This is a genomic window from Nocardiopsis oceanisediminis (assembly GCF_048595525.1).
Lineage (GTDB): Bacteria > Actinomycetota > Actinomycetes > Streptosporangiales > Streptosporangiaceae > Nocardiopsis_A > Nocardiopsis_A oceanisediminis.
On sequence record NZ_JAFMZJ010000001.1, the window covers coordinates 6578971 to 6604354 of the forward strand.

Sequence of the window (25384 nt, forward strand, 5' to 3'; positions counted from 1 at the left end):
TGCGGGGCCATCAGAGCGCTCTGATGGCCCCGCAACGTCAAGATCATCGCGGGGGGGAGGGGCGGGGGGTTCTTCTGCGCCCGCCGCCTTCTCCCGTCAACGGTCTGACAAGCTGTCGGGTACGCGGCCGGCCGCCCGGTCCCTTCGCCCCGAGCCGCCCCGTCCGACCTGCGCGGACGGGTGCGCCGGGGCCGCCCGGCCCAGGGCGGACCGCGTTCGGCCGCGGCCCCCTTCCCGGTACGGCGGAAGGAGCGGGCCAACGCGCGGAGACGTGCGGAGTCGCAGGGCGGCGCGGGCCCGGCGGGCGCCGGCCGGCCCCTCACCGGCGCGGACCGGGTGTGCGTGCAGGGAGCACGGTTATGGTGGGCGGGTGGCACGGGAACGGTACGGGGCCGAAGTGGCCGAGGCGCTCGGGGCGCTGCTGCGCAGGGAGAGCCGGGCCCGGATCTACGCGGCGCTGACCCGCGGCGCGGACGGGGTGGACGAGGCGTCCTACCCGGTGATCAGCGGCCTGGCCCGGCGCGGGCCGTGCACCGCCGCCGAGCTCGCGTCCGACGTCGGCCTGGACCGCTCGGTGGTCAGCCGGCGCGCGACGGCCCTGCAGTCGGCCGGGCTGCTCGCCCGCTCGCCCGACCCGCGCGACCGGCGGGGCACCCTGCTGGAGCTCACCCCCGCAGGCCGGGAGGCGGTGGCCGCCATGCGCGACCGGCTGGCCGCGGAGATCGACGCGCACCTGGCCGGGGTGCCCGCGGAGGACGCGGCCGCCTTCGCCCGGGTGCTCCGCGGGTTCGTCGGGCACGGCCCGTTCTCCGATGGCGGCGCCCCGGGCTGACCCCGGCGGGGCCTCCGGGGCGCTCCGGAGAGGGAGGCAGGGCCCGGCCGTGGTTCCGGCGGCCGCCGCGCACCGGAGCCTCGGGGCCGCCGGCCCCGCTCCCTTCCCCCCGCTCCCCCTGCCCGGCTCGGGCCCCCCGCCTCCGCTCCCGCCCTCTGCTCCGGGGGATCCGCCTGCGGGCCGGGGTTCCGCCGGCGGTCCGGCGCGGCGGCACCGGTTCCGGCCCGGCCGGAAGGAGGGAAGCGGCCCTTCTGTTTCCGCAGTGCGATTCCGGAATCACCGCCGGTCGCAGGCCGAATCCACCGGAACCGGGCCCCGGCGGCGGTCCGGCCGGAGGCTCCTCCGGCGCCGCTCGCCCCCCTGCACATCCGCCCTGATCAGGGGCGATAGCGTGGGCGTGGCGCCTTGGCGCGCGCGGCGCGCCGTGGTTAACCTCACGTCCACATGTTCTCCCTCCCGTCTTCCGGCAATCTCGGCCCCTCGTTCACTCCCCGTTCACCCTGCCTGGGACAGCTGGTCACCTCGTCTCCCTAACGTCGCATTCGACGAGGTCAACGGAGGTTGGCGGAACAATCCGGACAAAGGTCCGCATGGACGGGCAATCTCCACCCCGCTCCTCGTCGCACGACGACACGTTCGGACGTCCAGAGAGAGGACACCGGGGCTGTGAAGCTCTTCAAGTACGGCCGGTTCGCCGGTTACGCCGGGGTCGCGCTCGCCGGGGCCGTGGCCCTCTCCGCGTGCGGCAGCGACGCGGCGGTCGACCCGGAAGCGACCGGCGGCGCCGCCGCGAACGCGGACTGCGTCGAGGGCGGCGGGACGCTCTCCGGGGCCGGGGCCAGCTCCCAGGAGAACGCCATGGCCACCTGGATCGCCGGGTACCAGGGCGCCTGCTCCGACACCACCGTCGAGTACGACGCGGTCGGCTCCGGCGCGGGGCGCTCCCAGTTCATCGACGGCTCGGTCGCCTTCGCCGGCTCCGACGCCGCGCTGGACGAGGAGGAGACCAAGCAGGCCACCGAGCGCTGCGGCTCCGAGGTGGTCAACCTCCCCGCCTACATCTCCCCCATCGCGGTCGCCTTCAACCTGGAGGGCGTCGACTCCCTCAACCTCACCCCCGAGGTCATCGCCGACATCTTCAACCAGGAGATCACCTCCTGGGACGACGAGGCGATCAAGGAGGCCAACCCCGACGCCGACCTCCCCTCCACCAAGATCGTCCCGGTGAACCGCTCCGACGAGTCGGGCACCACCGAGAACTTCGTCGCCTACCTCGCCGAGGCCGCGGGCGACGCCTGGCCGCACGAGGTCAGCGGCGACTGGCCGATCGAGCCGGTCGAGGCCGCGCAGGGCTCCTCCGGTGTGGTCTCCGCCATCGAGGGCGGCGAGGGCACCATCGGCTACGTGGACGCCTCGCACGCCGGCGACCTGGGCACCGCCTCGGTCGGCGTCGGAGAGGAGTTCGTCGCCTACAGCCCCGAGGCCGCGGCCGCCATCGTGGACGCCTCCCCGGCCCGGGAGGCCAACACCGAGAACGACCACGCGATCGAGCTCGACTACACCACCGACCAGGCCGACGCCTACCCGATCGTGCTGGTCAGCTACGAGGTGGCGTGCATGGAGTACGAGGAGCAGGCCGACGCCGACCTCGCCAAGAGCTTCCTCTCCTACGTGGTCAGCGAGGAGGGCCAGAAGGCCGCGTCCGACGAGGCCGGCTCCGCCCCGCTGAGCACCGACACCAGGGAGGCCCTGAAGGCCACCATCGACAAGATCGCCGTGGCGGGTGCCTGATCACCCGGCCTCGGCCCCGTCTCCGGGCGGGGGCCGCACCGACCGGTGCGGCCCCCGCCCCGGCGGCGTTTCCGGCGGACTCGGAGCGGCATGGCCGAAGCTCTCGTCCGGAGACCTCAGAATGTAAACGGCCCTGTCATGGCATGTCCCGAGGACAACCCATGTTCGCCCGGGGGCGAATCTTGACCCATTTCGACCGGAGTCTCACATGAGCACCACGGACTCGTCTACGGCGACCCCGATATCCCGGGGGAAGCGCCGTATCGGCGACGTCGTATTCGCCAACACGGCACGCGGATCGGGGGTGCTGATCCTCCTGATCCTCGCCGGAGTCGCGGCCTTCCTGCTGATCCAGTCCTTCGACTCCCTCTCCGCGAACACGGCGAACTTCCTCACCACCGAGGAGTGGGACGCCAACACCCGGGAGAACCCCGCGTTCGGCGTCGCGGCGCTGGCCTTCGGCACCGTGCTGGCCGCGGCGATCGCGCTGCTGATCGCCACCCCGGTCGCCATCGGCATCGCGCTGTTCATCGTCTACTACGCCCCGCGCCGGCTGGCCGCGGTGCTCGGCTACATCGTGGACCTGCTGGCGGCGATCCCCAGCGTGGTCTACGGCCTGTGGGGCATCGGGTACCTCGTCTTCCAGCTGCAGGGCTTCTACGAGCTGCTGGAGCGCTACCTGGGCTGGATCCCGCTGTTCGCCGGCCCGATCTCCACCACCGGCCGCACCATGCTCAGCGCGGGCATCGTGCTGGCGGTGATGATCCTGCCGATCATCACCGCGATGTCCCGGGACGTCTTCCGGCAGGTGCCGCAGGGCCACCGGGAGGCCGCGCTGGCGCTGGGCTCCACCCGCTGGGAGATGATCCGGATGGCGGTGCTGCCGTTCGGCCGCCCCGGCGTCATCGGCGGCGCCATGCTGGGCCTGGGCCGGGCCCTCGGCGAGACCATGGCGGTCGCGATGATCCTCTCCCCCTCCCTGGTCATCTCCCCCTTCCTGCTGCAGAGCGGAAACCAGACCATCGCGGCGCACATCGCGCTGCAGTACCCCGAGGCAACCGGCTACGGCGTGTCCGCCCTGATCGCCGCGGGCCTGGTCCTCTTCGCCATCACCTTGGTCGTCAACATGGGTGCGCGGTTCGTCGTCGCGCGGCGCAAGGAGTTCTCCTAAATGACCACCACGACCCGAACCCCGTCCACCGGCGCCTCCGGCGACGGTCCGGCGCAGCGCCAGCCCCGGCTGCTCAGCGGTTCGCTGCCGCGGTTCGCCCCGCCGGCCGTGCTGGTCGCCGCCGCCCTGGCCTCGGCCGGCGTCCTCGCCGCGCTGGGCGCGTTCAGCTGGCCCGGGACCGCGGTACTGACCGCGGTGCTCTACATCGTCGCCATCGGCGCCCTCTCGACCGCGGTGGAGAACGGCCGCAAGGCCAAGGACCGCATGGTCACCGGCATCGTCTACGTCTGCTTCGCGCTGGCCATGCTGCCGCTGGTGTCGCTGCTGTCCACGGTGCTGATCAACGGCCTGGAGCGGCTGGACGGCTACTTCCTCACCGTCTCCATGAACGGCGTGACGCCGAGCATGGACGCCGGCGGCGTCTACCACGCCATCGTCGGCACCGTGGCGATCACCCTGCTGGCCGCGGTCATCTCCATCCCGATCGGCCTGTTCACCGCGATCTACCTGGTCGAGTACGGCAAAGGCCGGCTGGCCAAGGGGATCACCTTCTTCGTCGACGTGATGACCGGCATCCCCTCCATCGTGGCCGGGCTGTTCGTCGTCGCGCTCTGGATGATGCTCTTCGGCCCCGGCGAGACCAACGGCGCGGCCGGCGCGGTCGCGCTGGCGGTGCTGATGATCCCGGTCGTGGTCCGGTCCAGCGAGGAGATGCTCCGGCTGGTCCCCAACGAGCTGCGCGAGGCCTCCTACGCGCTGGGCGTGCCCAAGTGGCTGACCATCGTGAAGGTGGTACTGCCCACCGCCATCGCCGGGCTCACCACGGGAATCATGCTCGCCCTGGCCCGCGTTATCGGAGAGACGGCGCCGCTGGTCCTCACCGCGGGGTCCTCGGCGGTCGCGATCAACTGGAACCTGTTCGACGGGCAGATGATGAGCCTCCCGGTGTTCATCTACGCGCAGGTGCGGATGGGCGGCGCGATCAACATGGAGCGCGCCTGGGCCGCCGCACTGACGCTGATCGTCATCGTGATGCTGCTCTTCCTCGCCGCCCGGCTGATCTCCCGCTTCTTCGCCCCCAAGCTCGGCCGCTGACCGGCACCCGACGACCCACCACGAACTTCACGGAACATCTGAGGACATCCAGTGGCCAAACGAATCGACGTCTCCGGGCTGCACGTGTACTACGGCGACTTCCTCGCCGTCGAGGACGTCTCCATGACCATCGAGCCGCGGTCGGTGACCGCCTTCATCGGCTCCTCCGGATGCGGCAAGTCGACCTTCCTGCGCACCCTGAACCGGATGCACGAGGTGACCCCCGGCGCCCGGGCCGAGGGCAAGGTCCTCCTCGACGACATGGACATCTACGGGCCCGACGTGGACCCGGTCCAGGTCCGGCGGGAGATCGGCATGGTCTTCCAGAAGGCCAACCCCTTCCCCACCATGTCGATCTACGACAACGTCATCGCCGGCGCCAAGCTGAACAACCAGCGGATGAGCAAGGCCCAGGCCGACGACCTGGTGGAGCGCTCGCTGCGCGGGGCCAACCTGTGGGAAGAGGTCAAGGACCGGCTGAACAAGCCGGGCGCCGGCCTCTCCGGCGGCCAGCAGCAGCGGCTGTGCATCGCCCGCGCCACCGCGGTCGAGCCGACCGTGCTGCTGATGGACGAGCCCTGCTCGGCGCTGGACCCGATCTCCACGCTGGCCATCGAGGACCTGATCCACAAGCTCAAGGAGAACTACACGATCGTCATCGTCACCCACAACATGCAGCAGGCCGCGCGGGTGAGCGACCGGACGGCGTTCTTCAACCTGGCCGGCACCGGCAAGCCGGGCAGGCTGATCGAGATGGACGAGACCAACAAGATCTTCACCAAGCCGGAGAAGCAGGAGACCGAGAACTACATCACCGGCCGGTTCGGCTGAGCCGCCGGAAGGCTCGGAACGGCCGAGGGCGCCCCGGATCGGATCCGGGGCGCCCTCGCCGCGCTTCGGGGGGGTGCGCGCCCCGCCGGGGGCGCACGGTGCCGCTCAGGGGCGCGCGGCGGCGGCCGCGCGCCCGGGGCGGTCAGGACTTCTTCACCACGATGCTCTCCACCGTGTTGGCGACGTGCTCGAAGGCGTCCGCGGCCGTCTCCAGCTCCTCCACCACGTCCTTGAGCTTCATCACGGTCAGCGCGTCGTACTCGCCGCTGAACAGGTGCGCCAGCAGCCGGCGGTAGATCTGGTCGGCCTGGTTCTCCAGCTGGTTGATCTCGATCCAGTACCGGGCCAGGTCGTCCATGGTGCGCAGCCGGGGCATCGCCTCGGCGGTCAGCTCCGCGGCCCGCTCCAGCACCTCCACCTGGGCGATGATGCCCTTGGGCAGCCGCTCCAGGCGGTACAGGCCGATCAGGTCGACCGCGGCGTCCATCGAGTCCATGACGTCGTCCAGGGACGACGCCAGCCGGTAGATGTCCTCCCGGTCGAACGGCGTCGCCGACTTGCCGTTGAGGCGCCGCATGATGGCATGGGTGCGCTCGTCGCCGGCGTGCTCGCAGGCGCGCATCCGCTCGCCCACGGCCTCCCGATCGGCGTCCTCGCTGATCAGCTCGGTCAGCAGGCGTGCCCCGGTGACCAGGTTGTTCGCCGAGTCGGCGAACATCTCGTAGTAGCTGTCGTCGCGCGGTCTCAAGCGCAGGCGCACATCTATCTCCCGAAGTGCGGTGAGTCGTCCGTGAGGGATGGTACGGGCACTATTCGGACAAATGGGTCGCACTTGCGGCGCGGGGGCGGCCGAGCGGCCCCGCGCGTCGGTCAGGAAGGCGCGTCACTCCCCGTTCATCGTCCGGCCAGGGGGGCGCCGAGAGCCGCCCAGGAGCCCGCTCATCTTATCCACCCAGGCATTTGCACTCCTCACCACGCACACCCCGCACAACGTTCCGAGAACACGACGGAGTCCCCCGAACGGGACATGAATCACAGTAGAACACCGCCCGGCCGAGGCCCGGCAACCCCTGCTCCATACCCTCGCCCTCCGGTGTTCACCGGCGCGTCGGGACCCGTTCGCTCCGCGCCCAGTGTCCTCCCGGGCGACACTTCGGACAAGTGTCGCGGAAGCGACCTGTGGACGACCGCCCGGCACCCTTACCCCCGGCCCAGAACCCCGCCCCTCCCGGCCCTTCGGCGCTAGGGTCGGGGCATGCCCGCCCGTTCCACCGCGGCGCAGCGCCGGCGGGCCGCGCTGCGCACCGCGCTCGACGCCCAGCTGGCCGCCCTGGGCCGCCCGCCCTACGACGGCCCCGAGACCCCCTCCGCCGCGCTCGCGGCCTGCGCCGCGGCGGTGCTCGACGCGCACGCCGCCGGCCTGCGCCCGGAGCGCGCCGCGGTGCGCGCCGCCGTCCGGGGCACCCTGGACGAGCTGGCCGCCCGCGCCCCCGGGCACAGCCTGGAGGTGCGGGTGCCGCCGTTCGGCGCGGTGCAGGTGATCGAGGGCCCCCGGCACACCCGGGGCACCCCGCCCGGCGTGGTGGAGACCTCCCCGGAGGTCTGGCTCGGCCTCGCGCTGGGCCGCGCGGAGTGGGCGGAGGCGGTGGCCGCGCACCGCGTCTCGGCCAGCGGCGAGCGCGCCGACCTCTCCCCCTACCTGCCGCTCCGGCCCGGGGCCTGACCCCCGCCGGGCGCGGCGGCACCGGGCAGGCACTAAGCTGATGGTGTGTCGCATCCCGACGGCCGGCTCAGCATGGACATCGATCCGCTCGAACGACCCGCACAGGACGCGTGCGGCGTCTTCGGCGTCTGGGCGCCCGGCGAAGAAGTCAGCAAGCTCACCTATTTCGGCCTCTACGCGCTGCAGCACCGCGGGCAGGAATCCGCCGGCATCGCGCTGAGCGACGGCGAGCGCATCGTCGTCTACAAGGACATGGGACTGGTCTCCCAGGTCTTCAACGAGGCCACCCTGGACTCGTTGAAGGGGCACCTGGCGATCGGCCACTGCCGCTACTCCACCACCGGCTCGCCGGTCTGGGAGAACGCGCAGCCGACGTTCTACACCGCCCGCGACGGCGGGCTGGCCCTGGGCCACAACGGCAACCTGATCAACACCTCCGAGCTCGCGGCGATGCTGCCGGGCGACCGGCTGGGGGCCACCACCGACACCGAGGTGCTGACCAACCTGCTGGCCTCCAGCTCCGGCCGGACCACCGAGGAGGCCGCACTCGACGTGCTGCCCAAGGTGGAGGGCGCCTTCTCCCTGGTGTTCATGGACGAGCAGACCCTCTACGCCGCCCGGGACCCGCAGGGCATCCGCCCGTTCGTGCTCGGCCGGCTGGACGGCGGCGGCTGGGCCGTGGCCAGCGAGACGGCCGCCCTGGACATCGTCGGCGCCTCCTTCGTCCGCGAGATCGAGCCGGGCGAGATGATCACCGTGGACGAGCGCGGCATCCGCTCGCTCCGCTTCGCCCAGGCCGAGCCGAAGGGCTGCCTCTTCGAGTACGTCTACCTGGCCCGCCCGGACACCACCATCGCGGGCCGCAACGTCAACTCCACCCGGGTGGAGGTGGGCCGCCGGCTGGCCGCCGAGCACCCGGCCGACGCCGACCTGGTCATCCCGGTCCCCGAGTCGGGCACCCCGGCCGCGGTCGGCTACGCCCGCGGCAGCGGCATCCCGTTCGCCCAGGGCCTGGTGAAGAACTCCTACGTCGGGCGGACCTTCATCCAGCCCAGCCAGACCCTGCGCCAGCTGGGCATCCGGCTCAAGCTCAACCCGCTGCGCGACGTCATCGAGGGCAAGCGGCTGGTGGTGGTGGACGACTCCATCGTCCGCGGCAACACCCAGCGCGCCCTGGTCCGGATGCTCCGCGAGGCCGGCGCGGCCGAGGTGCACGTGCGCATCTCCAGCCCGCCGGTGATGTGGCCCTGCTACTACGGGGTGGACTTCGCCAGCAAGGCCGAGCTGATCGCGGGCAACCTGAGCACCGAGGAGATCCGCGCCTCGATCGGCGCCGACTCGCTGGCCTACATCGGGCTGGAGGAGCTCACCGCCGCGACCCGGGTCCCCGCCGACCGGCTCTGCCGCGCCTGCTTCGACGGGGTGTACCCGATCGAGGTGGACGAGGCCAACCGCGGCAAGTACCTGCTGGAGAAGGCCTGCGGCGCGCCGAAGGCCGGCTCCCCGGCCTAGCCCGGCCCCCGGCGGCGGCAGGCGCCGCCGCCCGCGCCCGCCTTCCCGGGCGCCGAGTCGAATGCGAGTGAGAGGTTTCCCCGTGGCAGAGGCTGCCAAGCCCACCTCGGCCTATGCGGCCGCCGGTGTCGACATCGCGGCCGGCGAGCGCGCCGTCGACCTGATGAAGCGGCACGTGGCCCGCACCGCCCGACCGGAGCTCGTCGCCGACGCGAGCGGCTTCGCCGGGCTGTTCCGGCTGGACACGTCGAAGTACACCGCGCCGGTGCTGGCCACCTCCACCGACGGCGTCGGCACCAAGGTGCTGCTGGCCCAGCGGATGGACAAGCACGACACGATCGGCATCGACCTGGTCGGCATGGTCGTCGACGACCTGGTGGTCTCCGGCGCCGAGCCGCTGTTCATGACCGACTACATCGCCACCGGCGCGGTGGTGCCGGAGAAGATCGCGGAGATCGTCGGCGGCATCGCCGAGGGCTGCGCCCAGGCCGGCTGCGCGCTGATCGGCGGGGAGACAGCCGAGCACCCCGGTGCGATGCGCCCCGACGAGTACGACCTGGCGGGCGCGGGCACCGGCGTGGTGGAGGAGGACGCGATCCTCGGCCCGGAGCGGGTGCGCGACGGCGACGCGGTCATCGCGATGGCCTCCTCCGGTCCGCACTCCAACGGCTACTCGCTGATCCGCCGGGTGGTGGACCAGACCGGGCTGGAGCTCACCGAGGAGGTGCCCGAGCTCGGCGGGGTCCTCGGCGAGGTGCTGCTCACCCCGACCCGGGTCTACGCCCGGGACTGCATCGAGCTGGCCGCGCGGGTCCCGGTGCACGCCTACGCGCACATCACCGGCGGCGGGCTCGCCGCCAACCTGGAGCGCTCGCTGCCCGGCGGGCTCGGCGCGGAGCTGGACCGGTCCACCTGGTCGCCGCAGCCGGTCTTCCGGTTCATCGCCGAGCGCGGCGGCGTCTCCCGGGAGGACATGGAGGCCACGTTCAACATGGGCGCGGGCATGGTGGCGCTGGTGGCCGAGGACGACGCCGAGCGGGCCCTGGCCGTGCTGGCCGAGCGGGGCGTTCCCGCCTGGCGCGCGGGGACGGTGCACTCCGGCGCCGACGGGGTCCGGCTGAGCGGCGAGTACGCCTGAGGGCCACGGTCTGTGACGGTGTCCGGAAACAGTGAGCAGGGGCGGGTGTCCGGGGCCCGGACGCCCGCCCCTGCCCGGCGGTCGGGCATGGCCGGCAGGAACCACCTGGGTGGATCGCACCGGCTATGCCCGACCGCGCCACCGGCTCAGGCGGAGATCGGCGGAGACCTGGGTCTTCAGCCGTCCCTATCCGACGGTGCTAGCGGAGGCTGTCCGAGCGATCGGACTCGTCCTCCGCGGGCTCGTCGGGCGAGGAGTAATTCTCCGCCAGGTCCGCGTAGCGGTCGACCAGGTCGTCGTACGGGTCCGGTTCGGACCCGCTGTCCTCAGCGACACCCAGCTCTGACCGCAGCCGGTCAAGATCGGTCCCCCCGGAGCTGTACTTCAGCCTCCGTGCGACCTTCTGCTGCTTGGCCTTGGCTCGGCCGCGCCCCATTGGCTCGACCCCCTCAACGATTGGGTTTGACGAAAACCCCAGATCACTAGCAAAACCGCAATGCCGGGCTGACGGCCGTCAGCGCACTGACGTTTGGCGCCAGCTTACGTACGGATACAACCGTACCCGGTTTGGAACCGACCTGCCTACGCCGCCCACGCCTAACGGGCGGGCCGACAGGCGGGCCGACCGCCGGGGCGGCGCCCCGCCCTGCCCTGCTCCGGCCCGATCCGCCCGTGCACGGCGGGCTTCCGGGCGCCGCCCGCGCGGCGGCCCGGCGGGTGCCCGGCAGGGTGATCTGTGCCAGGATTTCGAGCGTGCTGCCCTACACCGCCTATCTCCGCGTATACCAGCCCTTGACCGCCTTCCCCAGTGCCGAGCGCGCGTACTGGCTGGAGTACGCCGAGTCGCCGGAGCGGCCGCGCAGGGCCGGCGCGGTCGCCGCGGAGCACCGGGAGAGCCTGCGCCGGCTGGTGGCGGCCCCGCCGCGGCCGGCCCCCGAGGAGGAGAGCGGCGACGCCTACGTCCGCCGGATGGGCGGGCGCACCTACATCTGCCCCTGGCAGACCCGGCTCCGCTCCTGGCTGGGGCTGCGCGAGTTCCGCACCGACACGCCCGCCGCGCTGAGCCCGGCCTACCTGCCCGAGGCGGTGGCCCGCTCCGCCGAGGACGCGTTCCGCCGCTGGCGGGACCGGGGCGAGCCGCTCCGCACCCACATCCTCGGCAGCAACTGGACCGTACCGCTTCCGTGGTTCGCCCCGTTCACCGCCGAGGAGCGCTGCCTGGTGCTGGACGGCGGCGCCGACCCGGCGGCCGAGCGGGAGGAGGCCGGCCCGGCGGGGGCGGCCGGCGCGCCCCGGCGGACCGCGCCGCGGGTGCTGCTCTACGTCACCGAGGCCTCGCTGGCCCGGGAGCGGCTGGAGCGGGCGGTCGCCGCGCTCCAGGAGAACATCGGCGACGGGCCGCTGCTGGCCGCCGCCGAGCACCTGGAGGACTGGCTGGCCGGCGTCGCGCACCCGGACGCGCTGCTGGAGCTGGACTACGGCGGCCTGGTGCACCTGCTCGACGACGAGCGGCTGCGCGAGGACGAGTCGGCCGCGGAGATCTCCGCCGCGGTGGCCGGGCTGGAGCGCGGCGAGGACGAGCTGGCGGTGGCCATGTACCGGCGGGCCGCGCAGCGCTGGAAGTCGGTGCGGGCCCTGGAGCGGGCCAACTGAGAGTCACGGCTTCACCTGGGATTTCATGAGCCGGTTTCGGGTTCGTCATGGCCGCGCCACGCCGAACCGCAACCTGGTGTACCAGGTTTCTCACTCAGCGCCACAAATTTCTTCCCACGTCGATGCAGGTGAAGTGGGGACGAGCTTCCCAGTCCGCATCAAGATCCACCAAAGTGGGCATACCAGTCGATAGATAACCACATAGACTGTGTTCAGCTCGTCACCGAGTGCACTCTGTGTAACCGGAACCCGGTGCTGCACTGCGGATCCGGCGCCATCGCTTCCGCGTCGTCGAGGGGAGATGCCCTATCCACCGGTCCCCTGCCGTCCAGCCGCGGACGACCCCGCCCGCCAGGGCGTACGAGTGCGCACCTCATCCTCCGCCCCCGGTTCCGCCCGGAGCGCCGTAGCACTTTCGGTCCGCCGCATCGAGAAAAACAGGGCCGGAGAACGAAGTTTTGACCGAATACGCCACATGCCACTAAACGTGTCGCTAGAATCACTCAGCGTGACGCAGCACTTGCACGGCTTTGCGACCTCTCATCAAACAAAGTCGCGTTAAGTGTTTGTTCAATCACCTCGGGTGATGCCAATATGGGCCTACGGGCAAATATTGGACATCCGGGCCAAGTGCCAGGATCAAGGCTCAGGATCGGCACACAGATCCAGGAGGAGAGGCCGTACACATGTCGACTCGCACGCCCGAGGCGGAGCCCCTGCTGACCCCTGCCGAGGTCGCCACCATGTTCCGCGTGGACCCCAAGACCGTGACCCGCTGGGCCAAGGCGGGCAAGCTGACCTCGATCCGGACACTGGGCGGCCACCGCCGCTACCGCGAGACGGAAGTCCGCGCCCTGCTGTCCGGCATCCCCAGCCAGCGCTCGGAGTGACCTCCCCGGCGCGTGCCGGTTTCCGGGGGGAGGCAGCACCCGGGAGGGTTCCGGCCCTTCCGGTCCGCTCGAGGCGGGCCGCCGTACGCGGCGGCCCGCCTTTCCCGTGCCCGGGGCGGACCGGGCGCTCACGGCGTCGCCCCGATCAGCCGGGCCAGCTCCGGTGAGCGCTCCCGGGCCTCCTCCGGGCCGATGCCGGCCGGGACGTCGGCGGCGACCCGGCCCCGGTCCAGCACCACCATCCGGTCCGCCATCCGGCGGGCCACCCGCAGGTCGTGGGTGACCAGGAGCAGGGTGCGGCCGCGCGCCTCGGCGGCCAGCACGTCCAGCACCCGCTCCTGGGCCAGCACGTCCAGCCCGGTGGTGGGCTCGTCGGCGATCAGCACCTCGGGGCGGACCGCCAGCGCCCGGGCGACCGCCACCCGCTGCCGCTCGCCCCCGGACAGGGTCGCCGGCCACCTCCCGGCCGCCGCCGGGTCCAGGCCGACCCGGCGCAGCAGCTCCGCCACCCGCCCGGCGGCGGCCCCGCCCCGGGCCTCCCCCCGGGGCAGCGCCTCGGCCACCACCTCGCCCGCCGTGAACCGCGGGTCGAAGGAGGAGAGCGCGTCCTGGGGGATCCAGCCGATCCGGCGCCGCAGCCGGCGCAGCTCCCGGCCGGGCAGCGCCCAGACGTCCGGCACTCCGCCCACCGCGACCCGGCCCCGGTCCGGCCGGTCCAGCAGGGCCGCCACCCCCACCAGCGTCGACTTGCCGGACCCGCTCTCCCCGACCACGGCCACCGACGCGCCCTCGGCGATCTCCAGGTCGACGCCGCTCAGCGCCTCGACGCGGCGCCGCCGCCCGCCGAGGCTGCGCACCACCCCGGCGCAGCCGATCGCGGCGCTCACCGTGCGGCTCCGGGCGCCTCGGCGGGCTCCTCCGGGCAGGGCGGAGATCCCGGCGGACCGGCGGCGCGCACCAGCGCGGCGGTGAACGGGTGCCGGGGACCGGCCAGCACCGCGCGGGCCGGCCCCTCCTCGACGATCCGGCCGCCGTCCAGCACCGCGATCCGGTCCGCCCACCGGCCGGCCACCGCCAGGTCGTGCGTGACCAGCAGCAGCGCCCGCCCGGTGCCGTCCGGCGCGGCGACGTCGGCGCGCAGCACGTCCAGCACCCCCGCCTGGGTCACCGGGTCCAGCGCCGAGGTCACCTCGTCGGCGATGAGCAGCCGCGGGCGCAGCGCGCGGGCCAGCGCCAGCGCGACCCGCTGCGCCTGCCCGCCGGAGAGCTCGAACGGGTAGGCCCGGAGCAGTGCGGCCGGGCCGTCCAGCCCGGCGCCGCGCAGCGCCGCCAGGCCCTGCTCGCGCCGGTGCCGGCGCGGCACCCCGTGCGCCCTGAGCGTCTCGGCGAGGTGCGCGCCGACGGTGATCGTCGGGTTGAGGCTGGCCTGGGCCTCCTGGAAGACGTAGCCGACCTCCCGGCCTCGCAGCGCGCGCAGCCGGTCCGGCGGTGCGGCGAGGAGGTCGGCGCAGCGGCCGCCGCCCAGGTCCAGCAGGGCCTCGCCGGAGCGCTCCGCGCCGCGCGGCGCCAGCCCGATCAGCGAGCGCGCGGTCAGGCTCTTGCCGCTGCCGCTCCGCCCGACCAGCGCGGTCACCCGCCCCGGGGGCAGCACCAGGTCGAGGCCGTCGACCACGGTCCGCCCGCCGAGGCGGATCCGCAGCCCGGCCACGGTCAGCACCGCCCCGCTCACCAGGCCCTCCCCTCTCCGGCGCCGCGCCGCTCCAGGCCGGTGGCGACGGCGTTGACCGCGATGATCAGCAGCACGATCGCCCCGGCGGGCAGGGCGACCGTGTACCACTGGCCGGTGAGCAGCAGGGCGCGTGCGTCGGTGAGCATGTTCCCCCAGCTGGGCGTGTTCGGCGGAATCCCCACTCCGAGGAAGCTCAGGGTGGACTCGGTGAGCACCGCGTGGCCGACCTCGAACGCGGCGACCGCGGCGATCGGCGGCAGCGCGTTGGGCACCAGGTGGCGCAGGAAGATCCGGGTCCGGGTCAGGCCCAGCGAGCGGGCGGCCCGGACGAAGGGGCGGCCGCGCACCGCTTTGACCTCGGCGCGGGCGATCAGCGCCACCGGCATCCAGCCGGTCGCCGCGATGGCCGCGACCACGGTCGCCGGGGACGGCCCGGCGACCGCCGCCAGGGTCAGCGCGACCAGGATCATCGGCAGCGCGAGCAGCGCGTCGGCGGTCCGCGCCACCGCGGCGTCCAGCCAGCGCGGCGCGACCGCGGCCAGCGCCCCCACCGCGGTGCCGAGCAGCACCGCGGCGGCGCTCGCCGCGACACCGACCGCCAGCGAGTAGCGCGCGCCGTACAGCATCCGCGCGAGCAGGTCCCGGCCCAGCCGGTCGGTGCCGAGCGGGTGGCCCGGCGACCCCGGGGGCAGCGAGGTCGCCGCGGTGTCGGTGGCCACCGGGTCGTGCCCGGCCAGCACCGGCGCCAGCAGCGCGGCCAGGGCCATCGCGCCGAGCACGCCCAGCGCCGCCACCGCCCCGGCCCGCCCGCCGGGCCCGCGCGGCAGCAGCCGCGCGGTCCAGGGCGCGGTCCTTTTCGGCGCCGGGAGCGCCCCCGCGCCCCCGGTGCCCTCCTCCGCGCCTCCCGCCCCGATCACCTGCCGGTCCACCGCGCCTCCTCTCCGTCCGTCCGCTCCGGGGCTCCCTGCCACCGGATCCCCTCCGGGGCGCCGCCCCGGCGCTCCACCCGGTCCTCGGGCGATCTCCCCGGCGAGCCGGGCGGTGTCGGCCCCCGCGCCTCGGCCGGAGGCCCGGAATGCGGTTCCCCGCCCCTCGGCCCCGGGAGCCGCCGCCGGGAGCGGTCCCGGGAGACCGGGGCGGGTCCCGGGGCTGCGCTCGGCGGTCCGGAGGCACCGGCCCCTCGGGCGGCGAGCGGTGCGGCCCCCGAAGCGGAGGAGCCGCGGCGGAGAGCACCCGGACCGGTCATCTCAGACCTCCCGGAGCAGCCGGATGCGGGGGTCGAGGCGGGCGGTGGCCAGTTCGCCGGCCAGGTTGGCAGCGACCACGATCGCGCCGGTGACCAGGACGACCGCGAGCAGCACCGGGTAGTCCTGGGCCCGGGCGGCGTCCAGGGCGAGCCGGCCCATGCCCGGCCAGGCGAAGACCACCTCGACCGCGTAGGCCCCGGCCAGCAGCTGGGCGACGCCGACGCCGAACCGCGCGGCGAACGGCACCAGGCCGGGGCGGAGCACGTGGCGCAGCCGGACCGCGCCCGGCGGCAGCCCGCGGGCCTCGGCGTTGAGCACGTGCGGCGCCGAGCGGACCCGGCGCACCCCGGTCTCCACCAAGCGGACGTAGACGCCGAAGTGGTGGCCGAGGGTGAGGGCCAGGGCCGGCAGCACCACCGCGGAGGCGACGGCGGCCGCGTCCGGTTCGACGCCGGGGCGGCCCAGCCCGCCGGAGGGGAACCAGCCCAGCCAGACCGATCCGGCGAAGAGCAGCAGCAGCGCCGAGACGAACCCGGGCAGGCCGCCGAGGGCGAACACGCCCAGCCCGATCGCCCGGGGCACGGCGGCGCTGCGGGCCGTCCCCGCGACCAGGCCCAGCGCCACCGCCCCGACCAGGCTGAACACGGTGGCGACGGCGGCCAGCAGCAGCGTCCACGGCAGCGCGGCCGCGATCTCCCCGGCCACCTGGCGGCCGGTCATGTAGGAGGTGCCCAGGTCGCCGCGGAGCAGGCCGCCGAGCCAGTCGGCGTAGCGGGCCGGGAGCGGCTCGTCCAGCCCCATCGCCGCGCGCTGCGCCTCCACGGCGGCGTCGGGGACCGGGCGGCCGCCGGACCGGGCCTCCAGCACCGACCGGGCCGGGTCCCCCGGCGCCAGGTCGAGCATCAGGAAGCAGAACACCGACAGGGCGGCCAGCACGGCCAGCGCCGCCCCCGCCCTGCGCACCGCGTATCCGGCGATGGCCGGCCTCCTTTCCGATTCGCGTTCCGGAGCACCCCGCCCCTTCCGGGGACCCCGGCTCCTCGGGGCACCGGGGCGCCCCCGCTCCGAACGGCCCCTGGGATCAGGCGTTCCGGTCCGAGGGGGCGGGTCCTGCACCGCCCCGCGCGCCGCAGGAAGACCCCGCGCCGGAGGGCGACCGGAGCGCCGCCGCCCCGAACGGCCCCTGCGACGGGAGGCTCCGCCGCCCCGCGCCGCCGGGCTCCGGCCCCGCGCGCTCCCGGAGGGGCGAGGGCCCCGACTTCCGGACCCGGGCCCGCCCAGGCCCGCTCCGGCGGCCGGACGCCCCGCCCGCTCTGAAGACCACCGGGCCCGCCCCGGCGCGGGGGGGCGCCGGAACCCCTTCGCCGCGCCCGGCGAGACACCCGACCGAAACCACCCGCCCGGACGGGGCACCGGGCCGGGCCCGCTCCGGCGGCCGTGCGCGCCCCCGCCCGTTCCGACGACCACCGGAACCGCCCCGCCGCACCCCGGCGCGGCGGGACGCCGGAACCGGCCGCCCGGACAGGGCCCCGGAAGCCGGCGCCCGCCCGGCGGCCACACGCTCCGCAGGCCACCGGAACCGCCCCGCCGCGCCCGGCGAGACACCCGACCGAAACCACCCGCCCGAACGGGCACCGGACCGGAGCCCGCTCCGGCGGCCGGCCGGAACCATCCGCCCGGACGGGGCACCGGGCCGGGCCCGCTCCGGCGGCCGCACGCGCTCCCGCCCGTTCCGGCGGCCGCACGCGCTCCCGCCCGTTCCGGCGGCCGCACGCGCTCCCGCCCGTTCCGGCGGTCGTCGGAACCGCCCCGCCCCGCCGCACCCCGGCGCGGCGGCCGGGCGGAGCCGCCCGCCCGGGCAGGGCTCCGGTGCCAGGTCATCGGGGGCCGGGGCCCGTGCCGGCCGGCTGCAGCAGGTCCCAGCGGTTGCCGTACAGGTCGCGGAAGACCGCGACCGTGCCGTACGGCTCGTGCCGGGGCTCCTCCTCAAAGTGCACCCCGGCGTCGAGCATCCGCCGGCGGTCGGCCTCGAAGTCCTCGGTGTACAGGAAGAACGCGACGCGGCCGCCGGTCTGGTCGCCGACCCGGGCGGCCTGGTCCTCCCCCGCCGCCCGGGCCAGGAGGAGTCCGGTCCCTCCCCCGCCCGGCGCCACCACCACCCACCGCTTGCCGCCACCGAGCGGGGCGTCCTCGGCCAGCGTGAAGCCGAGCGGCCCGGTGAAGAAGGCGATCGCCTCGTCGTAGTCGGCGACGACCAGCGTGGTCAGGCCCAGCAGGGCGCGGGGCGGGGGCGTCTCCATGCTCTCCTCCTCTTCCTTTCCTCCTGCTCCGCTACTCCCGGTGGCTCCACTCCTCGGCGTTCCAGAAGAAGCCGTAGCCGTGGTGGGCCAGGGTCCGCTCGGTGATCCCGTCCAGCCCTTCGGGCACGGCGTTCACCGCGTCCAGGTAGGACACGAAGACGTAGGGCGGGTCGTCGGCCAGGGCCTCCTGGAAGTCGGCGTAGGCCTCGGCGCGCTCGTCCTCGTCGCTGGTGCTCCGGCCCGCGTCCAGCGCCTCGTCCGCGGCGTCGTCGGCATAGCTTCCGTAGTTGGATCCGCCCTCGTCCAGCGCCTCGGAGGAGTGGAACGGCCCGTACAGCGAGCCGTCCGGGTCGTAGGGGGTGCCCCAGCCGATGAGGAAGCCCTCCAGCTCCGCCCAGTCGACGGAGTCCCTCGGCTTGGGCTCGGCGGTGACGTCGAAGCCCTCCTCGCGCAGCTGGGTGGCGAGCACCTCGATCATCGCGGCGCGCACGCCGTCCTCGGCGAAGGTGGTGAGCTCGAAGGAGTACGGCTCGCCGTCGCGCTCCCAGATCCCGTCGCCGTTCTTCTCGTAGCCGGCCTTCTCCATGATCTCGGCGGCCTCGGCCGGGTCGTGGGTGTAGCCGGCGGCGTCGGTGCCGAACGGGCTGAGGTCGAGCGGGCCGGTGGCGGGCCTGCCGTGGCCGTGCAGCACGCTCTCGATGACCGCGTCCCGGTCGATCGCGTAGTTCATCGCGCGGCGCGGGGCGGGGTCCTCGAACCGCTCGTCCTCCATGTTGAACATGATTCCGCGGTAGTCGGCGGTGGGGGCGGTCTCCAGCCGCACCCCGTCGATCCCGCCGGCCTGCTCGACCTGGCCGGGCTCCAGGTAGGCGGCGTCGACCTCGCCGTTGGTCAGCCGGATCAGCCGGGAGGCGGCGTCCGGCACGTAGGCGATGGTGATCGCGTCCAGGCCCGGGGCGCCGCCGTAGTAGTCCTCGAAGGCGGTGACCTTGGCGTACTCGCCGTGCTTCCAGGTGTCCAGCCGGAACGGGCCGGTGCCCACCGGGTGCTCGCCGAAGTCGGGGTCGTCCAGGCCCTTCTCCTTGAGCAGGTGCTCGGGGAGCATCCCGTTGGAGAGGGTGTCCAGCAGGGCCGGGGTGGGCTCGGTGAGCCGGATGACGACGCCGTGCTCGCCCTCCGCCTCGACCTCCTTCACGTTGGCGAACTTGTTGCTGGTGGGGAGGTCCCCGTCGCGCACGCCCTCGATGGTGAACACCACGTCGCCGGCGGTGAACGGCTCCCCGTCGTGCCAGGTGGCGTCCTTGCGCAGGGCGAAGGTGTAGGTCTTCCCGTCGTCGCTGATCTTCCAGCTCTCGGCGAGCGCCGGGACCGGCTCGTTGTCGGCGTCGTGCGCGGTGAGCCCGCGGAAGACCATCTCCGTGACGGGGTCGAGGTGCTCGTCGACGAGGACCGGGTTGAGCTGCTCCGGCTCGTCGCCGAGGGCGTAGGTCAGGGTGTCGCCGGCCGCCCCGCCCTGCGTCCCGCCGGTGGAGCAGGCGGTGAGCAGGAGGACGAGGCCGGTGCCGGCGGCGATCGCGGATCGCGAACGGATCATTGTTCCCCACTAGTTGCGAACGATTTGCAATAGTGAAGATACGCCTGCGCGGTCCCCGGTGGCCGCGCGGGGCCTCCCGCCTCCGCGCACACGGCCGACCCCCGCCCTGGGCCAGGGCGGGGGCCGGCGGAAGTCGGCGCGGGGGTCAGTCCACGACGTGCCCCTGCACGTACTCCTGCCCGTCCCCGTGCGGCACTCCGGTGCGCTCCCACTCCAGGAACCGCTCGGTCTCGTTCATCAGCCCGGAGACCAGCCACACCGCGACGAACGCGTCGTCGGCGACGCCGAGCAGCGGGATGAACAGCTCCGGGACCAGGTCGATCGGGCTCACGATGTAGAGCAGTGCGGCGATGAAGAGCAGCAGCCGCGAGGACGACAGCCCGGTGTAGCGGCCGCGCATCCGCGCGCCCATCATCCGCGGGACGGATCCGGCCCGCTCCCAGACCGAGGGCCTGCCGGGCCGGGCCCCTTCGTACACCGCCTGCCACGCGGCGGCGCCCGCCGCCGCCCGGTTGGACTTGCGCATCTGACCACCTCGTCGGGGTATTCGGGGGCGGGAGGCTCCCACCACCCCTTCTCTCACGATATGACGCGAACCCGGCCCGTAGTGTTCCCCGGAACGGCTAGGTTGATGGGGCCTTCGCTCCCCGATCCCCTCCCAGGACGGCGCCGACCGACCATGCCGAACGGATCCTCCTCCGCACGCCCCGCCCTTCTCCTCCCCGCCTCGCTGGCCTGCGCCGCCGTGCTCGCGCTCACCGGCTGCTCGGGCTCGGGCCCGGGGGGCGACCCCTCCGCGGCCCCCACCGCACTGCTCCCGCTCCCCGGCCCCGGTGACGGGGACGGCGGGGACGGCTCCGGAAAGGACGGCGGGAAGGGCGGCGCGGACGGCTCCGGCGAGCCCGGGAAGGAGGAGGGGGAGCGGGACGGCGGCCCCCTCGCCGGCACCACCGTGCTCATCGACCCCGGCCACAACGGCGGCAACGCCGAGGCCCCGGAGGAGATCAACGAGCAGGTCCCCTCCGGCCCCGGGGAGGAGAAGGCCTGCGACACCGTCGGCGCGGAGAGCGCGAGCGGCTACCCCGAGCACGCGTTCACCCTGGACCTGTCGCTCCTCCTCCGCGACCGGCTGGAGGCCGAGGGCGCGGAGGTCGTGATGACCCGCTCCGACGGCGACGGGGTCGGCCCGTGCGTGAACGAGCGGGCCGAGATCGGCAACGAGGCAGGGGCCGACGCGGCGATCTCGGTGCACGCCGACGGCGGTCCGGAGTCCGGCAGCGGCTTCCACGTCATCGCCCCCGGCGAGGTCGAGGGGAACGAGGACATCGTGGTGCCCTCCGCCCGGCTGGCCGGGCTGCTCCGCGACGCCTACGCCGAGGGCACCGGGATGGATCCGGCCGACTACATCGCCGAGGAGGGACTGGACGAGCGGACCGACCTGGGCGGGCTCAACCTGTCCACCGTCCCCAAGGTGTTCCTGGAGGCCGGGAACATGCGCAACCCCGGCGACGCGGAGCTGCTGGAGGACGGGGAGTGGCGCGAGCGGGCGGCCGACGCGATCACCGGGGCGGTCGTCGACTTCCTCACCGGGGCCGAGGGCGAGAGGCCCTGACCCGGGGCGCCCCGATCGGCGGATGATCCGCGGCCGGGACGTCTGTCCTGTTCCGGCCACCCCCCGGTGGCGATCATGAGTGATCTTCACGACATACTTGCCCCATGCTCGATCCCCTCTTCAGCCCCTCCTCCCGTCCCGAGTTCGACGTCGTGCTCCGCGGCTACCACCGCGGCCAGGTGGACGAGTGGTTCGACGCCCTCCTCTCGCCCACCGCCGAGGCCGACCCCCGGCCCGAGTTCGACGTCGTGCTCCGCGGCTACGACCGGGACCAGGTCGAAGCGGCGATCCGGCAGGCCCTCCAGGACGCCGCCGAGCAGGGGGGTCCGGCCTGAGCCCCCGACCCGCGCAGGTGTCGCCGCGTGTCCGCGGAGACCGGGGTCGGCACAATGGAGGAATGCCGCTCACCCCTGCCGACATCAGAAAGAAGCGCTTCAGCACGGTCCGCTTCCGCCCCGGCTACCACGAGGACGACGTCGACGCCCTGCTCGACCGGGTCGAGGAGACCCTCTCCGCGCTGAACAGCGGCGACCCCGACGGCCCCCTCATCACCGCGCAGGAGATCGAGGAGTCCCGCTTCCGCGGCACCCGGCTCTCCTCCGGCTACAACGAGGAGGAGGTCGACGACTTCCTCGACGAGATCGCCGCCGAGCTGCGCTCCCGCGGACTGGTCCGCAAGGGCGACGTGCCCCCGCCGAAGACCCCGTCCAGCGGCCCGGTCACCTGGACCGGCCCGCAGCCCCGGGTGCCGGCCGCCCCGCCCCCGGTGGAGCGGCCCGCCTCGCCGCCGCCCCCGCCGTCGCGCGCGGGCGCGCACGCCCGCGCCGAACCGCGCGGTTCGATGTCCCCGGAGCACATCCGCGGCAAGCGCTTCGCCACCACCCGGCTGACCACCGGCTACAACGAGGACGAGGTGGACGACTTCCTGGACGCGGCGGAGGCCACCCTGGACGCGCTGATCAAGAGGCGCCCGGAAGGGGTGCTGATCACCGCCTCCGAAGTGGAGCGGGTCCGCTTCTCCACCACCAGGGCCCGCCCCGGCTACGATCCGGGGCAGGTGGACGCGTTCCTCGACGAGCTGGCCGCCGAGTTCCGGCTCTACGAGGGCGGCGAGTAGCCCGGGGCCGGAACGCCCCGGCCCGGGCCCGTCGGACTGTCGCCCGCCGACCACCGACCGTATTGTGGAAAAGCACGATGCCGACTATCACGCGCCGCTACCCTCCGGTTCCAGGAGGTGGCGCGGTATGGGGATCGCCGTGATCGAGGAGAAGCCCGGGGAGACGGCCGTCGACGACCGCTGGGAGACCCTGCTGCACGCCTGGCGAGAAGTCGACATGCCCGACGGATGGCGGGCTGAGATCCGCAAGGAAGGCATCGTCTTGGTTCCCCCACCCGCAGCGAAGCACAACGACGTCCCGGACTGGATCGCCCGGCAGCTCTACCCGGTCCTGCCCAAGGAGATCGCTTTCCACCAAGGGAGCGGCGTGGTCATCGCCGACCAGGCCCGGCTCCGCTCACCCGACATCGTCCTGTTCAACCGCGCCGCCATGCCCGAGCGGCGGGGCGAGGGGATCGACCCCGACGAGGTGCTCCTCGTCGCCGAGATCGCTTCGAAGGACAACGCCCGCGACGACCGGGAGGCCAAGCGGGTCGAGTACGCCACCGCCGGCATCCCGCTCTACCTGCTGATCGACGGCTACGACCCGCGCGGCCCCCGGATCACCCTCTTCTCCAACCCGCGCGGAACGGACTACTCCGACAGCCACGCCGTCGAATGGGGCGAGCCGGTCGACCTCCCGGAGCCGTTCGACGTCAAGCTCGACACCTCGGAGTTCACGGTCCCCTCCGACTGACGCCGCCGGCTTCCGCCCCGCCGCCGCCCCCGGCCCGGCGGGGTGCCGCCGCGCACGCTGCCTCCCCCGGCCCCGGCGCCCCGACCCCTCGCGGAGACACGCCCCGACCTGCCCGGACACGATTGATACGGAAAGTAATATGTGATTACTTGACGTGATCGTCGCGTGTCGGAGCGCGTGCTGGGCCCCCTGGGGAGGCACTACTGATGACTTTTGCGATGAGACCACAGGGCCGCGCGGGGGCGGGAGGGGCGCCCGGGTCCGCGCCGACCGGGTCCGTGCCGCCCCAGCACCCGTGGACGCCGGACGGCGGGGCCGCCGCCGAGTGGACCCAGGCCGAGCGGCACCCGTGGGAGCGGCCGCTGCTCGCCGCGGCGGCGGCGGCGACGCTGGCCGCGCTCGCCCTCGCCGTCCACATGCTGTGGACGGGCGGCGCGCAGGCCTGGACCGCGGCCGTGCTGCTCGCCCTCCCGGGCGCCTGCTGGGCGGTGCGCGGGATGCGCCACGCCGAGCAGCGGGCCCAGGCGGTCCGCGTCTCGCCCACCCAGTTCCCCCAGGTGCACGCCGAGATCTCCCGGCTCGCCACCGAGATGGGCCTGAACACCACCCCGGACGCCTACGTGCGGGCCGAAGCGCGGCGGCCGCGGTCCGCGGCGGCGGGCGGGCACGGGGCGCGCCGGTTCATCGTCGTCCCCGGCGAGCTGTTCGAGCCGGACGCCCGGCTGCGCGACCCGGAGGCGCTCCGCTTCGTCCTCGCCCACCAGCTGGGGCACATCGCCGCCGGGCACACCTCGTTCTGGCTGCGCGCCGGCACCTCGATCGGGCGGCTGGTCCCGGTGCTGGGCCCGGCGCTGTCCCGGGCGATGGAGTACACCGCGGACAACCACGCGCACGCGCACTGCCCGGAGGGGGCGCACGCGATCCGGATGCTGGCCGCGGGAAGGGCACTCTACCGGCAGGTCGGCATGGGCGAGATGGCCGAGCGCGGCCGCCGGGACCGGGGCGGCTTCGTCTTCCTGTACAACCTGCTGTCCAGCCGCCCGGTGAACATCAAGCGCATCGCCGCGATCCGGGACCGCAGCCGCCCGGGCCGGCTCTTCCTCTGACCCGCCTCCCGATGATCGTGGCGTTGCGGGGGCATCGACGCGCGTCGATGCCCCCGCAACGCCACGATCATCGCCGGGGGCGGGCAGGCGGGCGGCTCAGCCCCGGGCGAGCAGGCCGGACATCAGCAGCCCGGCGAAGTGGTCGCCGAGTTCGGCGCCGCCGAGGCCGCCGCCGCGCCGGTACCACATGCCCAGGTGGTGGACGGCGCCGAAGAACTGGGTGGCGACGATGTTCAGCGGGACCTCGGAGCGGAACACGCCCTCGCGCCGCCCCTCCTCCACCATCGCCAGGAAGCGCTCCTGGTAGTCGCGGCGCTCGGCGCGGATGGCGCGCTGCCGCTCCGGGGAGAGCATGTGCAGCGAGCGGGAGACGATGACCGCCTCGTCCGTGTTCTCGATGCTGGTGCGGACCAGGTCCGCCGCCGCCGCGCGGAGCCGGTCGGCGACCGGGCCGGGGGCCTTGGCGTAGCCGTCCAGCCGCTCCCGCTGCATGGCGAGCAGCCGCTGGAAGATCGCGTACAGCAGGTCGTCCTTGGAGTCGAAGTAGTGGTACATCGCCCCCTTGGTCACCCCGGCGGCGCCCACCAGCTCCTGGACCGAGGTGCGCTCGAAGCCGCGCTCGGCGAACATCCGGGTCGCCTCGGCCAGCAGCCGGTCCGGAACGGCCTGGGACCGCTCTCCCCGGTCCGCGTCGTCCCCCATGGGCCGTCCTCCCCTCGTCGGTCCGCGCGCCCGCCGCGCAGCCCACCAAGGATAGGCAGACCGCCCGGTCTGCCGCACCGCGGCGCCCGCCGCGACACGCCCGCCGCGGCGGAGCGGTTCCGCCCGCCCCCGGCCCTAGGCTGGGGCCGTACCGGATTCGGCGCGGGAAACCGGCGGAAATCGAACCGGTGTTCGATATCCTTCCCCGGTGAGTCTGTACAACGAACGGATCGACGTCCGATCGACCACCGGCGGCCACCCGGCGCTGTTCTCCTGGCGCGGCCGCATGTACCGGGTCCGCCGCGTGATCGGCAGCTGGAACGGCGCCGCCGGCGAGGCCGACGTCCGCCTCGTCCGGGTCGCCGCCGAGTCCGACCGCGGCGAGCCGAGCATCGCCGACATCGCGGTCGACGACGCCACCGACCGCTGGACCATGCGCCGCCTCTGGGAGTGACCCGGGCCTCCGCCGGGGCCGCGGAGCGGCGGCCCCGGTGGAGGGGCGGTAACGGCACGGGCGCGCCCTCACATCGATATCGCTCTGCGCTGGGGCGTTGCCGGGAAAGCGGTGGAAACCGTGCGATCCTGGAAATCATGCGCGCTGACCT

Annotated in this window: 26 protein-coding genes; 16 read left to right on the plus strand and 10 right to left on the minus strand. The window is 74.1% G+C overall.

Translation table 11 applies throughout. The features are described 5' to 3' along the window. Positions 1-370 precede the first annotated feature (370 nt). The 5 genes from J0910_RS28745 (at position 371) to pstB (ending at position 5720) form a co-directional block, all read left to right on the plus strand. The gene (locus tag J0910_RS28745; RefSeq protein WP_420161637.1) at positions 371-832 is read left to right on the plus strand and encodes a MarR family winged helix-turn-helix transcriptional regulator; all 462 of its coding nucleotides are present in this window, start codon (positions 371-373) and stop codon (positions 830-832) included. Between the two features lie 666 nt (positions 833-1498). Continuing rightward, the gene (gene pstS / locus J0910_RS28750) at positions 1499-2623 is read left to right on the plus strand and encodes a phosphate ABC transporter substrate-binding protein PstS (protein WP_420161638.1); all 1125 of its coding nucleotides are present in this window, start codon (positions 1499-1501) and stop codon (positions 2621-2623) included. A gap of 208 nt (positions 2624-2831) precedes the next feature. Then, positions 2832-3794 carry a phosphate ABC transporter permease subunit PstC gene (gene pstC / locus J0910_RS28755; RefSeq protein ID WP_420161639.1) on the plus strand — a complete coding sequence of 321 codons (963 nt, stop codon included), beginning with the start codon at positions 2832-2834 and terminating at the stop codon, positions 3792-3794. Next, a complete protein-coding gene (gene pstA, locus J0910_RS28760; protein WP_420161640.1) occupies positions 3795-4889 on the plus strand; it encodes a phosphate ABC transporter permease PstA in 1095 nt (364 codons plus the stop codon). It abuts the gene before it with no gap. Positions 4890-4940: 51 nt separating this feature from the next. Beyond that, on the plus strand, positions 4941-5720 hold the full coding sequence (gene pstB / locus J0910_RS28765; RefSeq protein ID WP_420161641.1) for a phosphate ABC transporter ATP-binding protein PstB: 780 nt from the start codon (positions 4941-4943) through the stop codon (positions 5718-5720). Between the two features lie 142 nt (positions 5721-5862). On the opposite strand, the gene J0910_RS28770 is transcribed toward pstB, so the two are convergent. After that, on the minus strand, positions 5863-6480 hold the full coding sequence (locus tag J0910_RS28770) for a DUF47 domain-containing protein (protein WP_420161642.1): 618 nt from the start codon (positions 6478-6480) through the stop codon (positions 5863-5865). Positions 6481-6975: 495 nt separating this feature from the next. Between J0910_RS28770 and J0910_RS28775 the strand changes: the two genes are divergently transcribed. The 3 genes from J0910_RS28775 (at position 6976) to purM (ending at position 10093) form a co-directional block, all read left to right on the plus strand. After that, positions 6976-7443, plus strand: coding sequence for a sterol carrier family protein (locus tag J0910_RS28775; RefSeq protein ID WP_420161643.1), 468 nt, complete (start codon positions 6976-6978; stop codon positions 7441-7443). Between the two features lie 45 nt (positions 7444-7488). Then, the gene (gene purF, locus J0910_RS28780) at positions 7489-8955 is read left to right on the plus strand and encodes an amidophosphoribosyltransferase (RefSeq protein WP_420161644.1); all 1467 of its coding nucleotides are present in this window, start codon (positions 7489-7491) and stop codon (positions 8953-8955) included. Positions 8956-9016: 61 nt separating this feature from the next. Continuing rightward, positions 9017-10093 (plus strand): phosphoribosylformylglycinamidine cyclo-ligase, encoded by a 1077-nt coding sequence (purM, locus tag J0910_RS28785; RefSeq protein WP_420161645.1) that lies wholly within the window; start codon positions 9017-9019, stop codon positions 10091-10093. Positions 10094-10292: 199 nt separating this feature from the next. Here the strand turns inward: purM and J0910_RS28790 are convergent, their stop codons facing one another. Beyond that, positions 10293-10529, minus strand: coding sequence for a DUF3073 domain-containing protein (locus J0910_RS28790; protein ID WP_420161646.1), 237 nt, complete (start codon positions 10527-10529; stop codon positions 10293-10295). 317 nt (positions 10530-10846) lie between these two features. Here J0910_RS28790 and J0910_RS28795 point away from each other — a divergent pair, with 317 nt between their 5' ends. Further along, positions 10847-11746: a DUF8083 family protein gene (locus J0910_RS28795; protein ID WP_420161647.1), complete on the plus strand. Its 900-nt coding sequence runs from the start codon at positions 10847-10849 to the stop codon at positions 11744-11746. A 686-nt stretch (positions 11747-12432) separates the two neighbouring features. Beyond that, positions 12433-12636, plus strand: a complete 204-nt coding sequence (gene bldC, locus J0910_RS28800; protein WP_017593211.1) for a developmental transcriptional regulator BldC — start codon at positions 12433-12435, stop codon at positions 12634-12636. A 128-nt stretch (positions 12637-12764) separates the two neighbouring features. On the opposite strand, the gene J0910_RS28805 is transcribed toward bldC, so the two are convergent. The 7 genes from J0910_RS28805 to J0910_RS28835 form a co-directional block, all read right to left on the minus strand. Further along, positions 12765-13523 carry an ABC transporter ATP-binding protein gene (locus J0910_RS28805; protein ID WP_420161648.1) on the minus strand — a complete coding sequence of 253 codons (759 nt, stop codon included), beginning with the start codon at positions 13521-13523 and terminating at the stop codon, positions 12765-12767. Beyond that, positions 13520-14365: an ABC transporter ATP-binding protein gene (locus tag J0910_RS28810; RefSeq protein WP_420161649.1), complete on the minus strand. Its 846-nt coding sequence runs from the start codon at positions 14363-14365 to the stop codon at positions 13520-13522. Before J0910_RS28810 ends, J0910_RS28805 begins: the two co-directional genes overlap by 4 nt. Then, positions 14362-15294, minus strand: coding sequence for an ABC transporter permease (locus J0910_RS28815; RefSeq protein ID WP_420161650.1), 933 nt, complete (start codon positions 15292-15294; stop codon positions 14362-14364). The genes J0910_RS28810 and J0910_RS28815 overlap by 4 nt, the downstream gene beginning before the upstream one ends. Before the next feature lie 318 nt (positions 15295-15612). Then, on the minus strand, positions 15613-16575 hold the full coding sequence (locus J0910_RS28820) for an ABC transporter permease (RefSeq protein ID WP_420161651.1): 963 nt from the start codon (positions 16573-16575) through the stop codon (positions 15613-15615). Positions 16576-17489: 914 nt separating this feature from the next. Further along, a complete protein-coding gene (locus tag J0910_RS28825) occupies positions 17490-17912 on the minus strand; it encodes a VOC family protein (protein ID WP_420161652.1) in 423 nt (140 codons plus the stop codon). Positions 17913-17943: 31 nt separating this feature from the next. Beyond that, positions 17944-19506, minus strand: a complete 1563-nt coding sequence (locus J0910_RS28830; RefSeq protein ID WP_420161653.1) for an ABC transporter substrate-binding protein — start codon at positions 19504-19506, stop codon at positions 17944-17946. A 145-nt stretch (positions 19507-19651) separates the two neighbouring features. Next, on the minus strand, positions 19652-20032 hold the full coding sequence (locus J0910_RS28835) for a YkvA family protein (protein ID WP_420161654.1): 381 nt from the start codon (positions 20030-20032) through the stop codon (positions 19652-19654). A 153-nt stretch (positions 20033-20185) separates the two neighbouring features. On the opposite strand from J0910_RS28835, the gene J0910_RS28840 reads away from it, so the two are divergent. From J0910_RS28840 to J0910_RS28860, 5 genes are all read left to right on the plus strand, one after another. Further along, the gene (locus tag J0910_RS28840) at positions 20186-21118 is read left to right on the plus strand and encodes an N-acetylmuramoyl-L-alanine amidase (RefSeq protein ID WP_420161655.1); all 933 of its coding nucleotides are present in this window, start codon (positions 20186-20188) and stop codon (positions 21116-21118) included. Positions 21119-21222: 104 nt separating this feature from the next. Next, the gene (locus J0910_RS28845) at positions 21223-21453 is read left to right on the plus strand and encodes a hypothetical protein (RefSeq protein ID WP_420161656.1); all 231 of its coding nucleotides are present in this window, start codon (positions 21223-21225) and stop codon (positions 21451-21453) included. A gap of 62 nt (positions 21454-21515) precedes the next feature. Beyond that, positions 21516-22235 carry a DivIVA domain-containing protein gene (locus J0910_RS28850; protein WP_420161657.1) on the plus strand — a complete coding sequence of 240 codons (720 nt, stop codon included), beginning with the start codon at positions 21516-21518 and terminating at the stop codon, positions 22233-22235. Between the two features lie 127 nt (positions 22236-22362). Then, entirely contained in the window at positions 22363-22971 is a 609-nt protein-coding gene (locus J0910_RS28855; protein WP_420161658.1) for a Uma2 family endonuclease, read from the plus strand. Positions 22972-23249: 278 nt separating this feature from the next. After that, a complete protein-coding gene (locus J0910_RS28860; RefSeq protein WP_420161659.1) occupies positions 23250-24077 on the plus strand; it encodes a M48 family metallopeptidase in 828 nt (275 codons plus the stop codon). 96 nt (positions 24078-24173) lie between these two features. On the opposite strand, the gene J0910_RS28865 is transcribed toward J0910_RS28860, so the two are convergent. Next, positions 24174-24779 (minus strand): TetR/AcrR family transcriptional regulator, encoded by a 606-nt coding sequence (locus tag J0910_RS28865; protein ID WP_420161660.1) that lies wholly within the window; start codon positions 24777-24779, stop codon positions 24174-24176. A 208-nt stretch (positions 24780-24987) separates the two neighbouring features. Here J0910_RS28865 and J0910_RS28870 point away from each other — a divergent pair, with 208 nt between their 5' ends. Beyond that, positions 24988-25233 (plus strand): DUF6504 family protein, encoded by a 246-nt coding sequence (locus J0910_RS28870; protein WP_420161661.1) that lies wholly within the window; start codon positions 24988-24990, stop codon positions 25231-25233. Positions 25234-25384: the final 151 nt, after the last annotated feature.

Bases quoted from the DNA above. Each gene is read 5' to 3' on its own strand.
- pstC (WP_420161639.1), top strand. From the start codon at position 2,832: ATGAGCACCACGGACTCGTCTACGGCGACCCCGATATCCCGGGGGAAG.
- pstA (WP_420161640.1), top strand. From the start codon at position 3,795: ATGACCACCACGACCCGAACCCCGTCCACCGGCGCCTCCGGCGACGGT.
- J0910_RS28775 (WP_420161643.1), top strand. From the start codon at position 6,976: ATGCCCGCCCGTTCCACCGCGGCGCAGCGCCGGCGGGCCGCGCTGCGC.
- purM (WP_420161645.1), top strand. From the start codon at position 9,017: ATGCGAGTGAGAGGTTTCCCCGTGGCAGAGGCTGCCAAGCCCACCTCG.
- J0910_RS28790 (WP_420161646.1), bottom strand. From the start codon at position 10,529: ATGGGGCGCGGCCGAGCCAAGGCCAAGCAGCAGAAGGTCGCACGGAGG.
- bldC (WP_017593211.1), top strand. From the start codon at position 12,433: ATGTCGACTCGCACGCCCGAGGCGGAGCCCCTGCTGACCCCTGCCGAG.
- J0910_RS28825 (WP_420161652.1), bottom strand. From the start codon at position 17,912: ATGGAGACGCCCCCGCCCCGCGCCCTGCTGGGCCTGACCACGCTGGTC.
- J0910_RS28830 (WP_420161653.1), bottom strand. From the start codon at position 19,506: ATGATCCGTTCGCGATCCGCGATCGCCGCCGGCACCGGCCTCGTCCTC.
- J0910_RS28835 (WP_420161654.1), bottom strand. From the start codon at position 20,032: ATGCGCAAGTCCAACCGGGCGGCGGCGGGCGCCGCCGCGTGGCAGGCG.
- J0910_RS28840 (WP_420161655.1), top strand. From the start codon at position 20,186: ATGCCGAACGGATCCTCCTCCGCACGCCCCGCCCTTCTCCTCCCCGCC.
- J0910_RS28845 (WP_420161656.1), top strand. From the start codon at position 21,223: ATGCTCGATCCCCTCTTCAGCCCCTCCTCCCGTCCCGAGTTCGACGTC.
- J0910_RS28850 (WP_420161657.1), top strand. From the start codon at position 21,516: ATGCCGCTCACCCCTGCCGACATCAGAAAGAAGCGCTTCAGCACGGTC.
- J0910_RS28855 (WP_420161658.1), top strand. From the start codon at position 22,363: ATGGGGATCGCCGTGATCGAGGAGAAGCCCGGGGAGACGGCCGTCGAC.
- J0910_RS28865 (WP_420161660.1), bottom strand. From the start codon at position 24,779: ATGGGGGACGACGCGGACCGGGGAGAGCGGTCCCAGGCCGTTCCGGAC.